The organism is Pseudoalteromonas denitrificans DSM 6059, from assembly GCF_900112265.1.
GTDB classification, from domain to species: domain Bacteria; phylum Pseudomonadota; class Gammaproteobacteria; order Enterobacterales; family Alteromonadaceae; genus Pseudoalteromonas; species Pseudoalteromonas denitrificans.
In genome coordinates this window covers 1-14333 of sequence record NZ_FOLO01000087.1, presented here as the reverse complement: position 1 = coordinate 14333, position 14333 = coordinate 1, and the positions used below count along the sequence as shown (strand labels likewise).

General features: G+C 32.3%; 14 protein-coding genes. 3 read left to right on the top strand and 11 right to left on the bottom strand.

What is annotated here, in order from left to right; translation table 11 throughout:
- Window positions 1-299: 299 nt before the first annotated feature.
- From BM088_RS25735 to BM088_RS25715, 5 genes are all read right to left on the bottom strand, one after another.
- Window positions 300-629, bottom strand: coding sequence for a glutathione S-transferase N-terminal domain-containing protein (locus tag BM088_RS25735; protein WP_091991648.1), 330 nt, complete (start codon window positions 627-629; stop codon window positions 300-302).
- Window positions 630-870: 241 nt separating this feature from the next.
- The gene (locus BM088_RS25730) at window positions 871-1752 is read right to left on the bottom strand and encodes a hypothetical protein (protein ID WP_091991646.1); all 882 of its coding nucleotides are present in this window, start codon (window positions 1750-1752) and stop codon (window positions 871-873) included.
- A gap of 165 nt (window positions 1753-1917) precedes the next feature.
- Window positions 1918-3195, bottom strand: coding sequence for a sensor histidine kinase (locus BM088_RS25725; protein WP_091991644.1), 1278 nt, complete (start codon window positions 3193-3195; stop codon window positions 1918-1920).
- Entirely contained in the window at window positions 3196-3894 is a 699-nt protein-coding gene (locus BM088_RS25720) for a response regulator (protein ID WP_218156561.1), read from the bottom strand.
- A gap of 158 nt (window positions 3895-4052) precedes the next feature.
- Window positions 4053-5057: a hypothetical protein gene (locus tag BM088_RS25715; protein WP_091991640.1), complete on the bottom strand. Its 1005-nt coding sequence runs from the start codon at window positions 5055-5057 to the stop codon at window positions 4053-4055.
- 370 nt (window positions 5058-5427) lie between these two features.
- Between BM088_RS25715 and BM088_RS25710 the strand changes: the two genes are divergently transcribed.
- Both BM088_RS25710 and BM088_RS27830 read left to right on the top strand, forming a co-directional pair.
- Window positions 5428-7035, top strand: coding sequence for a TonB-dependent receptor plug domain-containing protein (locus BM088_RS25710; RefSeq protein ID WP_245763930.1), 1608 nt, complete (start codon window positions 5428-5430; stop codon window positions 7033-7035).
- A 53-nt stretch (window positions 7036-7088) separates the two neighbouring features.
- Entirely contained in the window at window positions 7089-7397 is a 309-nt protein-coding gene (locus BM088_RS27830) for a hypothetical protein (RefSeq protein ID WP_245763929.1), read from the top strand.
- A 15-nt stretch (window positions 7398-7412) separates the two neighbouring features.
- Here BM088_RS27830 and BM088_RS25705 read toward each other — a convergent pair whose 3' ends face one another.
- On the bottom strand, window positions 7413-8249 hold the full coding sequence (locus BM088_RS25705) for a type 2 periplasmic-binding domain-containing protein (protein WP_091991638.1): 837 nt from the start codon (window positions 8247-8249) through the stop codon (window positions 7413-7415).
- A 95-nt stretch (window positions 8250-8344) separates the two neighbouring features.
- On the bottom strand, window positions 8345-9223 hold the full coding sequence (locus tag BM088_RS25700; RefSeq protein ID WP_091991636.1) for a LysR family transcriptional regulator: 879 nt from the start codon (window positions 9221-9223) through the stop codon (window positions 8345-8347).
- Between the two features lie 94 nt (window positions 9224-9317).
- Here BM088_RS25700 and BM088_RS25695 point away from each other — a divergent pair, with 94 nt between their 5' ends.
- The gene (locus tag BM088_RS25695; RefSeq protein WP_091991634.1) at window positions 9318-9911 is read left to right on the top strand and encodes a LysE family translocator; all 594 of its coding nucleotides are present in this window, start codon (window positions 9318-9320) and stop codon (window positions 9909-9911) included.
- A gap of 58 nt (window positions 9912-9969) precedes the next feature.
- On the opposite strand, the gene BM088_RS25690 is transcribed toward BM088_RS25695, so the two are convergent.
- The 4 genes from BM088_RS25690 to BM088_RS25675 form a co-directional block, all read right to left on the bottom strand.
- A complete protein-coding gene (locus tag BM088_RS25690; RefSeq protein WP_091991632.1) occupies window positions 9970-10374 on the bottom strand; it encodes a VF530 family protein in 405 nt (134 codons plus the stop codon).
- Window positions 10375-10453: 79 nt separating this feature from the next.
- Window positions 10454-11080 carry a response regulator transcription factor gene (locus BM088_RS25685; protein ID WP_091991630.1) on the bottom strand — a complete coding sequence of 209 codons (627 nt, stop codon included), beginning with the start codon at window positions 11078-11080 and terminating at the stop codon, window positions 10454-10456.
- Complete coding sequence (locus BM088_RS25680) at window positions 11071-13575, bottom strand: nitrate- and nitrite sensing domain-containing protein (RefSeq protein WP_091991628.1); 2505 nt, start codon at window positions 13573-13575, stop codon at window positions 11071-11073. Before BM088_RS25680 ends, BM088_RS25685 begins: the two co-directional genes overlap by 10 nt.
- Window positions 13576-14027: 452 nt before the next feature.
- Window positions 14028-14333, bottom strand: a 306-nt coding sequence (locus BM088_RS25675; protein ID WP_143085131.1) for an IS66 family transposase, incomplete at its 5' end; no start/stop codon positions are given.

Here is a 14333-nt window from a genome sequence, read left to right as displayed (position 1 = left end):
CCTTTGGATCTCTCAAGTTCTCAATACATCTCTTTATACATGCCACGGCTTAATAACTCCGCTGACTCGCCACAACCTTGCCCTTTCATGTGCGTTGAATAACGGTTGCTTTGCTTGGACTTCGATGGCGTTACAAACCTCGTCAGTCAGACTGTACTTGTCGGAGCGATACCAGCACTTAAGGGACACGTATCCCCTATGGCCTATATAATTCTCTGTGTACGCTTCGCCTATCTTGTTCGCTTGAAAAACAAGCTCCGCCATAGGCGCAACACGCGATACGGGTGGTTGGCTAAACCTTACCCGACAGGGACTTGCACCCTGCAAGATGCATCAAGCTTCGCTTGACGCACTAACGCCCTATCTTTATGGCCAATTTGAGGAATGAGTTGAGCATGAGGGTGAGTTTCTGCTAAGTGAATGCAAATAGCTGGACTTTCAAAAATCACTGAATTATTTTGTACTAAAGTGGGTATACGACCAGCTGGATTTAATGCTAAATAATCTTGTGATTTTTGAGCGTTATTGTCTTTATCTACCTTAACTAATTCAAAATCTATATTGAGCTCTTCAAGTATAAAATGAGGAGCCATACTTGCATTTAATGGGTAATAATATAATTGATACATACATATTCCATATTTTTATTTTAGTTGCGATAGATATTTAACGAAGGGCCGAATAAGGCGATACCGCTTTTAAGTAAGGTATTTTGCTGAAAAATAGAAACAAATCAAGAAGAAGTTATATAAAAGTAATCAAATGGATGGAGTAAAAAGTATAAGGTTTGTTTTGTCCTTAAAATAATTCGCAAGCATGTTATTAAAAACGTAAGTAAAGTATTAATAATACTTTACTTACGTTTTTGATTTATAGTGCATTAATAAAATTTAGCGTATCTTGATAAATTTTAACTTCTTCCTCAGTAATGTAAGACGACTGTTCAAAACGAGCCATATTATCCGTTAAATAAGTTTGAATAGACTCAAGCTTTTTTATAGTTTCAAGTTTTAAATCTTTCACTTGGTTTCTGATCACAACTTCATTTTCGTCGTTATCTTCTAATACCAGTTTTGCTTGTGCCAAAGTCTCAATAAGTATTTTATTATCTGAAAATGCAACAAATTGCTCAATTGTTGTTAAGAACACCATGCTGTTATTCATTTCATGCATGAGTGAGCTATAGCTAGATGTACCAGTCAATGCGTCAGTAATATTTTCAATATTGCCCAAAGAAATTGTCACAAGATTGAGAATTTCAGCATCAATATTATCTATTACTTCTAATGTTAATTTACAGCCTGGTTTTAAAGCCTGAAACCCTGATAAACCTTCTGCACTAGTCAGTTTTAATTTGCTCTCAGGTAACAAATTGCTAAGCTGTAATTTTGACATTCCATCATCTTCGGAATACCTGAATTTAGGTGAAAATCGCCCGGTGTGAAGTACATCGTCATCATTCATTACTTTATACTTTAAAGAAAAAGGTCGCAGAGATTGACAATTAAATTGATATGCAATTTCATTATTTAGAGGGAATTTTTTCATGTAAATATCTAAAATTGAGTCTGATGAACCTAATTCAACTTCAATATCTGAAATGCTACAAGGTGGGGTATAACGCATACCAGTCATAGTTTCTCTTGCTTTACATTGCTTTTCAGCATCAAACAAAACATCAGGTTCTGCAGAAATATTAAATGAAGCGCACAAAAACAAAAAACCACTGGGTAATAGTGTTTTAAAAAACATACATAGTCCTTTATAAAATGTTATTTATAATTTTAAATTTAACTCCGTACCTATAATAATAATCAAAGGTTAAAAAATCAACTTTTACTTAGAGTTTTTATACTTAATATTAAAATTTTTATAATAAAAGTAAACCCTTGCAAAAAAACAAGGTGGTTTACCTTCTCAGAATTTATTATTTTCCATGGGCAGCGCTAAAGTAAACCTAGCACCACTTAAAGGGCTTTTTTGATACTTTATATTCCCATTATGTAATTTTGCGATTTCACGGGCTAAGCTTAATCCAAGCCCATAACCATTATGACTTGAGTCAACTTGATAGAATGGTTCAAAGATACTTTCAATATTATTTTTACCAACGCCATTACCGTTATCATCTATATGAATGAATAATTTTTTATCACATGACTCTACTGATATTTCAATTAAATCTAGTCCATATTTTATGGCATTACTCAATAAATTACTGATAATACGAGCAACTAAATTAATATCTGCACTTATACTTAGATCATTATCTTGGGTACTTTTAAAGTTGATGTTCTGATTTGTTGTGGCCGACAAATTATCTATAACAGAATTAATTAAAGTGTTTACTTTAAAATTGCTGCGTTTTATTTTTAATTCAGCACGTTCAGCTTGAGCATATTGAAGCAGTTCATCAACTAAATCTTGTAAATAAAATAAATCATCTTCAATTCCTGTTATGTACTTTTGCTGTTTTGCATTGCTGTTTGCTTCTAATAACTCCAGTTGCATTTGTATTTTAAAAATTGGCGTGCGTAACTCATGTGCAATATTATGACTAAGTTGTTTATGGCTTAATAACAGCTTTTCAATTTTGCTTGCCATTTGATTAAAGCCTAAATTTAAATTACCAACAGAATGACGAAATGAGGAAGGCGCTCTAATACTGAAATCTCCAGCTCCAAATTTTTCTGTAGCCCTTTCTAAGTGGCGTAATTTATTACCTAATAGCTTCATCCAAATGAATGTGATCACACCAATAAGCGTAAACATCATTAATAAAATAGTCTTTTCAATCATGACATCGACTTGAACCAATTTGTGCTCATCATTTTCTCGCATTGAAAAATATTGTTTGGGAACAAATGCAGAAAAATATGCTAAATCGTTATCATCAACCCAAACTTGTTGCTGTTTTAATTCCTCTGCAACAAAATCTGGAATGTGTTCATGCATAACGGGTTCAATGATTATCTGATTTAACTCTGCAATTTTTCTTAGATGCTGCTTTTTTTGTTGTTCAGTTATAAATGGCGTTAATTGTTCAAGCATTTGAATTTCAGCTTGAAAATTTTTAGCTTCAATCACGTTATCTATATCTAAAATTAAAAATGTATTGATCCAGTGCGCGGTAAAAACAAATATAATAAAAGTAACGGTTAAGGTTCCATATAATGATAAAAATAATCTTGTCATTTAATTAAACCAATAATCTGGTACAAACATATAGCCTTTGTTGCGTACCGTAATTATGCCTCTAGGCCTTAATGCATCATCACTAAGCTTTTTTCTTATCTGAGCAATTTTATTATCAATGAGACGATTTAAACCATCGTAATCTAATCCACTTAATGATTTTTGTAATTGCTCTCTACTTAATGCGACATCGGGTTGACTTGCTAATAGCCATAATAGCGTAAATTCTGAAGGTGTTAAGGGAACAATTAATTCATTTAAAGTACAGCGTCGAAGCGAATTATTAATGGTTAACTGACCAAAAGTAATTTCTTTATGATTTTGCTTTATACTTGCACTATTTCGTCGCAATAACATGCGAACTCTAGCGAGTAAAACTCTAGGTTGAATAGGCTTTTGTACAAAATCATCAACGCCTAACTCTAGTGCCGCAACCTGATCTATATCATCACCACTGGCACTGAGCATTAATATAATACCTTGATATTTGTCTCTGATTTGCCGGCAAATTGTTAAACCATCGACTTTAGGTAATCGCAAATCTAAAATGACTAAATCAGGAGTACTTAAAGTTATGCTGATCGCTGCATCTTCTCCGCTGGTGATCACTTTAGTCTCAAAGCCAAAATCACTAAAGTAATCATTCAGTAAGCTTGCGAGTTTTAAATCATCTTCGACAATTAAAATGCTCTGTGTCATTTTCAACATAATAAAATTAAAACATACTTGTAAGTTTAACCGAAAGTAACTGTAAAACTATCAGTAACTCATTATTTCCGTTAAAAATTGTCGATAAAACTTAAAATAAAGATACCTTGCATATTAACAAAGTACCTTTTATTTCACGTCTGAGTAGATTATTCAGCAATAATTTTATACTTAATTAATTCTTGCTTAGTCATAACATGAACACTATCAAAGGGTGCCGCATTAATAGTATAAAAGTAAAATTCAGGCCCTAACTCTTTACCTAAAATTTCTCTGAAAAAAGTTAACTGTGCGCCATGTCCTTTATGATCTTTGCCTAGTTGGTCTGCCGGTTTTCCAGCTTCACAGCACCAAGAGTGTACTCCTAATTTTCCACCTATCTCATATACTCTATTAAAACCAGAAACATATAAATCAACACCTCCAGAATAGGCTTCACCAGTACTTGGCATATAAGTTGTGAGTTGAGCATTTCGGATCAAACGCCCAGTATGCATATTAATAGCATCATTGACTGAACCATCAATACTAATAAATTTTATCGTTTTTACACTCGGGTTTTGATTGATCAAATCTTTAATTTGGATATAAGTTTTAGAGCCTAAAGTGCCACTTAAATAAGCTTTTTCATCTTGAATTGTTAATTTACTATTACCACCATTTATTAAAGCTTCATTAAACGTTAATTTAGCGGTGTAATGTGTATTCATCTGAGTATCGATTAAATCCCCAGCATAAATAATATTTTCATCTTGTTCTGATAACAACAAGTCTGTAGCCCCATAGACCGCAGTTATTTTACTTTCATCTGTAATATCAGTTGTGGCTATTACAGTTAGGTTATTAATAGGCTTTTCATTATCAAAATCAAAACCTATTACCAATAGACCTAATTCAAATTTCGCCTCAATGATATTTTTTTTCATATCAAAATCAATTAATTCAATATCATAATCAACCCCATTAAATTCAAAATTCAATTGTTCTTGTTGTAGCTTATAATTTTCAATATAAGTTGCCACATCATTTGGCTGGATATGATGAACTTCTGCTATTTCCGCTATCTTGACCTGTGTTTTTTTTCCTGAACTATCACTACCACAACCAAATATTGTAATTAAGGGAATAAATATAAAAGGTATTAATTTTCTCACGAGCACTTCCTAAACTAAATCGAATTAAAGAAGCAACATTATGAATGGCATAAGATGTAGTCGGTAGTTTGCATAAGTATGAGAATGTAATGAAAGTCGTTACATTTGTAATGAATATAAAGGTTGAAAAATGACAATAATGACACTTTTTAGGCCTACAGCAGAAATACCCTATTAAACTATATTCTGAACATAGAAAAGCCCAGCTATAAATTAATAAGCTACACTTAATATCAATCGCGTTTGTGTATTTAATAATATGTTGCTAATGATCTGTAAGTTGTCCGCAATTATTAAATTTAGTTTTTTATTTATTCTATTGTCATATATTTTCATTTCATTTAGTTACGCTAATGACAATGTTTTTTCTTTGTCCATAGAAAAGTTATTAAACCTAGAGATTGATATCTCCTCTAACAATAAAACAACGATAAGAGAGCAGCCTAGTACAGTCACTATTTTGACACACGATTATATTATGAGCTCTGGATCGCGGTATTTAATGGATTTATTACAACAAGTTCCTGGGTTTTGGATTGGTACAGATACGATTGGTACTTTCTCAACAAGCTTTCGGGGTGTATGGGGAATGGAAGCTAAAATACTCCTTATCATAGATGGTATAGAGCAAAATGAACTGGCATTTGGTTCTTTAGCTTTAGGGGCGCGTTATCCCACAAGTAATATCCATCAAGTTGAAATAATCCGAGGACCGGGTTCAGTTAAGTTTGGTGGTCAAGCTGCACTTGCAGTGATCAGAATAACAAGCTTAATCGCAAATCAGTCAAATCAGTCAAATCAGTCAAATCAGTCAAATCAGTCAAATCAGTCAAATCAGTCAAATCAGTCAAATCAGTCAATAAGTTTGACATCAGATTTAGGCTTAGCATCAAATCATAATATAAACCTTCATTATATCATTACTGGTGATAACCAAATCAAACAACAAAAATTGAAATATGGTTTTTCAGCTTCATTTGGTCATGGTGATTATAGCGATAAAAACTGGACTGCACTGGATGCTTATCAACTGCCTTTAAAGAATAACGCTAACTCAAAGCCTATCAATTTGAATGTATTTTTAGACATCTATCAGTGGAAATTTAACTTACAATATGAAAAATTTGAACAAGAAGACAGGTTACTCTTTGGTGATTCAGGTATATTTTTTTCACCTAATAAGAAATATACTCAAAAAAATCACCTTTCATTTTTACATCAAGCCATAAGTGCCGATAAAAAATGGGTTATAGATGATAACTTTTCATTGGATATAAAATTTACTTATACCAATCAAAAACCTTGGAATAGTAAAGGGCAGTACCAACATAATGTTTCCAGAGGCTTAAACAGAGCACGCTTTGATTTATCTGGTATTTATAACCTATCAAAAAAATCGAATATATTTTTTGGTACAAGTTATTATTATGAAACGGCTGAAATTACGCAATCTTATCTTTTTGATCCTAAAGTACGTTACCAAGGTAAAAACACAGCAAATAATGATGATTATTCAATTTATTCTCAATTTGAAACTCAACTCGATTGGGGGAAATTAACTTTGGGAGGTCGATTTGAAGACCATGAATTTGCAGGAAATGAATTTGTTCCTAGAGTGTCACTGACTAAATTATGGCAAAAATTACATCTTAAATTAGTCTATAATGAAGCATTTAAAATTCCTCAGTTCGATACTGTTGCAAGCGCAGAAAATGCCAATACACCCATCACTAAAATCGAAAAAACGAAAAGTTGGGAGGTGGAAACAGGTTATCAATTCAATCCAGATCTGACCATAACATCAAATTTTTATTTACAAAAAATCAATCATTACATAGGCTTTAACCCTCAATCTGCTAATAATACAACTTTAGGTGATTTCAGTAGTTATGGCGCTGAAGTTCAACTTAATTGGCAACTTAACAAACTATATTTAAATGTAAGTTATTCACTTTTTGCTATAGAAAAAATAACATAGATACTTTTAAAATTAAAAGGGATAAAAATGCTGTATTAGGTATTCCAAATCACATGCTCAAATTCGACTTCCATTATGCTTTTAATAATCACTCATCATTACATTTAATTGGTCATAATACTTCTGCTAGATACGCTTGCATTGATGATTCTGATTGGATTTGCGGAACCCCTAAAAAGCTAGATAATACATTTGATTTTAGAGTTTTTTATCAGTTTAAAAATAACAATTTTTTAGTTAACTTTGGCGTTAACCGTATTCTTAATGATAACAATCATTTAATACAGCCTTATAGAGGAAGTCAGTCTCCTATTTTAGGTCAAGGGCGTCAGATTATGTTCGATATCAAATATACTTTTTAAGCGAGGGGTCAAATATTAGGGCATATCGAGTTTTATTACTTTTCTTGATGGTAAACTTAATTGTGTTTGTATATCTCCCCAATACTTAAAAAGCAGCGCTTCAAATAAGCCGGATTCTTTAGCTTGTAATAATGCATATTCTAAAATAGCCTTTAGTTGATCGTTCTCTTTATTTACGTAAAAATACATATCATTTTGATAAACAAATAATAATTCTTTTTCAATTGCTAAATTTGGGTATCGTTTTGACTCACTAATGATTTCGTTTATACCTCTAGAAAAATAGTCAAAACCACGCTTTTTACTTTCGAGCATAGAATAAATTTTTTCTCTATCTCCAGATAGTTCTATATAAGGTAAATGATTAACTCGCCATACATCAACATCAAACCAGCCTTCCCCAAACACCCCCACTAAATTTGATTTAATAAAATCACTTTTATTATTAATTTCACTGTACTTATATTGTGTCGCTTGAGGGATAAATAAAACTCTATGTGTGATCAATTTATTGGTAAGCCCTTCATCAACTCTTAAATATTTCATATCTCTGACATCTGACTTTAGCCGCCACATTAATGACAGCTTATTATTTTTTAAATATTTATTTTGTCTTTGATAACTCAGTTTACCGATATAATTTATCGTGAGATCACAACCTATATTTTTTAAAGAGCGCTTTAATAGCTCAGAGTAATAACCCAATGCTTCATTACTGCGACTGGATACATTTAAAACTGATTTATTTAATAAACTGCTACAGTCAGAAGATATTTGTTGTTGAGGTGCAGCTAAAGCTTGAAGCGAGTTTATAAAGAAAATGACAATAAATATAAATCGACATTTATACATATACTCCCCTATTACTTAATAATAAACATATATTGAATGCGCTTTAAAAAAGTATAGTTGAATCTCTTTGACTGTTAAAAGTTAATAAAAGGGTATTAAGCACCCTGGTTAATAAATTTCAAAAATAACATTGCATTACTATTTGAAAAACTGTTTTGAGGCCATACCGCATACACAGGAATAGGCTCTACCTGCCACTGAGTAAATATTTCAATTAATTCACCTTGTTTAATCAGTTTATCAATTAAAAAATCAGGTGGCGTTGCTAAACCTCCACCATGAATACATAGCTGAGTCATTAATTCAACGCTATTAACCGAAGTAAACTTGTCATAATGAATAGATATGTATTCTTTTTTAGATTTATAAAGTGTACGTTCTGCTGGCAACATAGATAATTTAATCCAATGCCAATTAGATAACGCCTCAGGTTTTTTGGGCGGAACATGTTTATGAAAATAATCAGCTGAACATACTAGTTTTCTTTTAATATCAAATAAATGCTTGGCTTTTAAGTTACTATCTTGCATTTTTCCAATTCTAATTGCCAAATCAATCCCATCCTGAATGATATTTTGCCTTTCATCACTGCTGATAATCGATATTTCAATTTCTGGGTATTGATTACAAAATAACGTTATTTTTTTTGTAATCAATGAAGATGATAAAACAGCAGGCAAAGTCAGTTTTAATTTTCCAGATGGCGTGTGATTATTTGGTGATATTTCACTTAGCCCTGTTTTTGCACTTAAAAGCATCTGCTGAGCGTGTTGATAAAGGATTTTTCCTTCATTTGTCAGCGATAACTTGCGTGTTGAGCGATAAAGTAAAGCGTTACCCGTTCGCCTTTCAAGCTGTGATACATGATAACTCACAACCGAAGGAGATAAATTTAGAGTTTGAGCTGCTTTTCTAAAAGAACCCTGACGAACAGTTTCTGCAAATATCGCTATTGCTTTTAAATCATCAATCATAACACCACCTGGTAGAACAAAGAATCCTAATTAAAGCACCTTATACTCCAATAAAAAACAGGCTAAATTAAATATACGATAAAAAGGAGTACTTATGAGCGTTATTTTAGCTATGTGTCTATATTCATTTTCTATGTCAATTTCACCTGGTCCCGTCAATATTATTGCGATGACATCCGCTATTAATATAGGCTTTAAAAATACAATGCCATTTGTATCGGGTGCAACGATTGGGTTTATTTCACTCTTTTTAAGTATTGGGCTGGGATTAGATAAACTTACAATTACGCTACCTGTGCTTATGACAGTATTAACTTACATTGGCATTGCTTTTATGGCATATATTGGATTTAAAATAACGCAATCTACAGGGGCATTAAATTCAGATTGCACTAAATCGGTCTCGTTTTCACATGGGTTTTTATTGCAATGGCTAAATCCAAAAGCCTGGATTGCGTCAATAAGTGGCATTGCCGCATTCAACCCTGACAATTTTGAACAGCTATTATTATTTGTTTTAATTTATTTTTGTATTTGCTATTTATCGATTACATGCTGGGCATTTACGGGCACTAAAATGAGTTATTTATTTACAACGGCTAATAACCTAAACATTTTTAACCTTATTATGGGGAGTATTTTAATTTTAGTTGCCGGATATTTATTATTAATGCAATTATATGTGTAATTAAGCTATTACCACTGTAATAAAATTGCATCACAGTGGTTTATTAAGAAGGTTACTGTTATTGACCCCAAGGATTTGATGGAGTAGATGGCTTTTTATATGATGTTTTTGATTTTTTATCTTTAATACGTTGAGCATCTTCCAAGCTTAAATTAACAGGACCTCGTGCTTTATGGTGCTCTGGTACGATTCTGTCTCTTGGTGGTAATTGAAATTGAATATCATCAGCCTTTGGGTAACCTAAAAGCTTATACATATAAAAGGCTTCAACTTTTTCTTTAGCCCAGTCGCTTTTTCTTAAGAATTTTAAACTCGAAGGGATACTTGGATTCATTTTGAAACAATTAATACTCAAATATGCAAATAGAATCTCCCAGCCATAATGATCAACCAATTCATTTAAAATGGTTTCTAATTTAACACCCTGTAATGGATTGTTTTGATAAATTTCTTTTGTATTCATGTCTTTTCCTAGCCAAAAGCTCATTGTTTCACTATCTAAAGATTATAAATACAGAGCACATTTTAAGGTAGCTTTATTTTTATGATTCTTCAGCTATAAATAACCCTTCAGCGAGTGCGATATGCACCATTTCAGTTGAACAACTAATGTTTAACTTTCTTTTAATAATGCTAATGTTATTTGCAATTGTTTTTTCAGATAAAAAAAGCTTTTCTGATGCTTGTTTTGTTCCCAACCCTTCAGAAATACATTTAAATATATCAAATTCTCTGGCTGAGAGTTTATTCATACTGCCTGATAGCTCTGTTTGCATATTAATGTCAGAACTAATAAAGACATCACCTCTAATGATTGCCTTTAAACCATCTAATATCACTTGAGTTTCACTACTTTTGCTAATGTAACCTTTAGCGCCCAATTCAATCACCCTGTTGACCAAATAGGGGTTTTGATAAATACTAAAAATAACCACTTTGAGTTTTGGCCACTTTAATAATAATCGTTTAACTAATTCAATCCCCCCCATACCAGGCATAGATAAATCTGTTATTACTAGATCTGGAACCTGTGTTTTACACTTGACTAATAACGCCTCAGCAGAGTCTAAAGTTTCTATCACTTGAAATTGGCTCTGAGATTCAAGTAATCGGCTTAAACCACTTCTTACAATAGCGTGATCATCTACTATCATTAATTTTAGTAACATAGTGCTTCTTGCTGGCTGGCTTCAATAGGGATCACAACCAAAATCTCAACACCTTTATTTTGATTATTTATTAAATTAAATATACCACTGAGCGCTTCTGTTCGCTCTCTCATATTCACTAACCCCATACTTTGACAATGAATATCGCGACTATCAAAACCTTCGCCATTATCCTCAATATTTAATTGAATAGATGTACTTTCCACTTTTAAAGAATAAATTAACGATAATGATACTTTAACCTGAGTTGCATTTGCATGTTTACATGCATTGGTAAGTGCCTCCTGAACAATACGATAAACAGTAATGGCAATATCATCAGATAAATCATAAAAATCACCATTAAGGTTTAATTTAAATTCGATATTTGTTTTTAGCCTTCGCCAATTTTGAATTAATTCTTTTAAGGCTTCAGTTAACCCTAATTGATCTAAAATAACAGGCCTTAAGTTATTTGTAATTGTACGAGTTGACTTTATTAGCTCCCCCGTAGCATCAATTATGCTTTTAGCCGATACCTGTAATGTTAGCTCTTTAGTTATTACCTGACGATAAATAAAATCCGCTTGCAGTTTAATACCTGTTAGCAACTGGCCTAGCTGATCATGTAAATCCGTAGCTAAATTTTTTCTTTCTTTTTCTTGAAGCTGATAATTACGACGTAATAACAAGCGATTTTCCTGAAGTAATTGCTTGTTTTTTAATTCAATATCATAGCGTTCAGTAATATCTTCAAGCATGCGAATGCAGACCAATCTACCATCAATCCAATGTATCCAATGTACTGTGACTTTGTACCAATCTTGTTTTGTTTTATTATAAAACAACTCACTAGATGTATATTTTTTATTTAAAGAGTTAATATCTCCTCCCCTATATGCTTGAGGAGACAGTAATGGCCAAATAGGTTCTACTTCATCATTTTGCTCTCGTATCTCTGTTGCTAACTTATTAAGATAAATAAGCGATAGGGTCTCAGGATCTATTACTGTCACTGCTGAATTTAAGCTATTCAATACCTTTTGTAATGTTTGTTCTGATTTTTCTAATTTAAATTTAGAGGTTAATCGTTTTGTAATATCAACAACATTTATTGCCATATATTGCGTATTGCCAATTAATAAAGGAAACGCAGATACGTCAGCAAAAAATGTATGTTCATCAGAGCGTAGAAATTGCACCATTTCAATCATTGGCGTTTTAGCCAATATTAAATCATCAAATTGCTTGAGTATTTTATTGTTCTGCATTTTTGGTAATAGATTGTGCATATTAAGTGAGGGTATTTGTTGATGATTAAACCCCATCATTTTGGCAAAACTATGATTGCTATATAACACATTTTTTGTTTTTGGATTTACGACAACAATAGCAGCAGAACCATTTTCAAATAAGCTTTGATACTCCTGTAATTTACGAGAAACACTACGATTAATATCAATAATTAAATAATAACCAAAAATAGAAACCACAATAAAAGTAAAAGCTAATGCAGCGATCCAAATGCGCTTGCTTCGTTCACTTTCAAACTTTAATGAACGAGAGTAACGTAATAAATCTTGTGTTATTTTTCCTTCAAACCACTTTAATCTATTTATTTTTTTTGTGTAAATATCAAATAAATAATAACTATCAATACCAAAATCACCTGAACTCGAAAATTTATGTGCTACGGATTGCAAAAATAACACTTGCTTAAAAACCAACTCAGTTGATAAGTTATTAAAAGCCTCTCTTAACTCAGAAGTGGCAAGCTGGTTAAACTCTTGATAATGAAGCAATTGAATTGACTCAAGTTTGTTCCACAGTTGATATTCTTGAGGTAAGAATTTACCTCGAGTAAATGCATTTCCCAACTCAGCCCTTTCAAGGCCCGTCATTTCCTTCGCTTTTAAAAAATGAACATACGCATAAAAAGCCTGAGTTAATTCAGTATCAACTGTTTCCTTTACAATTAAGCCTATAATATATAAAAGCCTTTTATTAAGAACGTTATAATAATCAATCCCTTGGCTTTCAATCATTTTCACTTCTATGATTAACTTTCTTATATGCATAAGCTGATTTAATTGTTTATAAAAAACATAAAATGCCTGTGTTAATTCTTTACTCTTATAATGTTGTTTTTTATTTTTAAAATAAGATTCCAGATTTTTTTTTGACACATCGCTTAGCTTCTTCTGTTGCACTAAAGCTTTTGAAAACTGCATTCCCTTGCTGGTAAGGTACATTCCCGTTAATCCCCTTTCTTTTTGAAATTCATGTAATAAAGCGGTGAGATGTATTGTTAATGCAGTTAGCTGCTCCAAGTTTGTTAATTGTTCAGCTCGCTTTGAAAGCTTATCAATTTGAATCAAAGAGCTAAAAACAAAAATAACTAAAGGGAAAATAAAGAGTAGCGCTAATTTTAGTTTATGCGCACGATCATAAAAAATATCCTCCTTCGTTTTTTTTAACAATATTAAAGCTGAAACCAATCTATTAGCTGTACTCACAAGTTTGCAACTATTTTAAAATTCTGACCTTAAATAATGCCAATATTAAATTTTTGTATATTGATTATTATCAATAATGATACAGTTCACTTTATATTCGGGAGTATTTCCCAACTCCTGCCAACTTGTATTTTTTGAACTATAAAGAAGATGTAATTTTAGACTTCCTTTCACTTCAGTTATTACACGTTTTCAATAACTTTATTTCACACTATTTTCATGGGGACTTTTTGTAAAAATGAACTCTGCTAATCTGTTGAATATTTCACTCTCGGCTAGCTTCCAAGGATCATAAACGCCTCTTTCCATTGCTTTATGGCATTTAAATAATATTGGAACTGGTTCTTTTCAACACTTGAAAAGTGTGTTTTTTGATCAGTCCGCGCCTATGATGTCATTTTCAGCTGAAGCAATATAGGTTTTTTAGGTTGTAAACGACTGGGCAAATACACCTAGCCCAGTTTTACATTCCAGGGCAGAATGGCATCCAAGTTTTCAGGAGCATGGATAAGATGCTCAAGGCAATGACTGATGTAGTCATATGGCACCAATCCGTTTGCTTTGGCTGTTTGGACTATGCTGTAAAGTACCGCACTGGCTTGTGCACCATTGCGTGTATTACTGAACATCCAATTCTTTCTCCCGATAACAAATGGTTTAACCGCACGTTCGGCACGATTGTTATCAATATCCAGGTGACCGTTTTCAACATAGCGGATCAGTTTTTCCCATTGATTCAAGGCATAATGGATTGGCTT

What these genes read in the sequence shown, in the direction of transcription:
- BM088_RS25735 (WP_091991648.1), bottom strand. Translation starts at nt 629, where the DNA reads ATGTATCAATTATATTATTACCCATTAAATGCAAGTATGGCTCCTCAT.
- BM088_RS25730 (WP_091991646.1), bottom strand. Translation starts at nt 1,752, where the DNA reads ATGTTTTTTAAAACACTATTACCCAGTGGTTTTTTGTTTTTGTGCGCT.
- BM088_RS25725 (WP_091991644.1), bottom strand. Translation starts at nt 3,195, where the DNA reads ATGACAAGATTATTTTTATCATTATATGGAACCTTAACCGTTACTTTT.
- BM088_RS25720 (WP_218156561.1), bottom strand. Translation starts at nt 3,894, where the DNA reads ATGACACAGAGCATTTTAATTGTCGAAGATGATTTAAAACTCGCAAGC.
- BM088_RS27830 (WP_245763929.1), top strand. Translation starts at nt 7,089, where the DNA reads ATGCTCAAATTCGACTTCCATTATGCTTTTAATAATCACTCATCATTA.
- BM088_RS25705 (WP_091991638.1), bottom strand. Translation starts at nt 8,249, where the DNA reads ATGTATAAATGTCGATTTATATTTATTGTCATTTTCTTTATAAACTCG.
- BM088_RS25700 (WP_091991636.1), bottom strand. Translation starts at nt 9,223, where the DNA reads ATGATTGATGATTTAAAAGCAATAGCGATATTTGCAGAAACTGTTCGT.
- BM088_RS25695 (WP_091991634.1), top strand. Translation starts at nt 9,318, where the DNA reads ATGAGCGTTATTTTAGCTATGTGTCTATATTCATTTTCTATGTCAATT.
- BM088_RS25690 (WP_091991632.1), bottom strand. Translation starts at nt 10,374, where the DNA reads ATGAATACAAAAGAAATTTATCAAAACAATCCATTACAGGGTGTTAAA.
- BM088_RS25685 (WP_091991630.1), bottom strand. Translation starts at nt 11,080, where the DNA reads ATGTTACTAAAATTAATGATAGTAGATGATCACGCTATTGTAAGAAGT.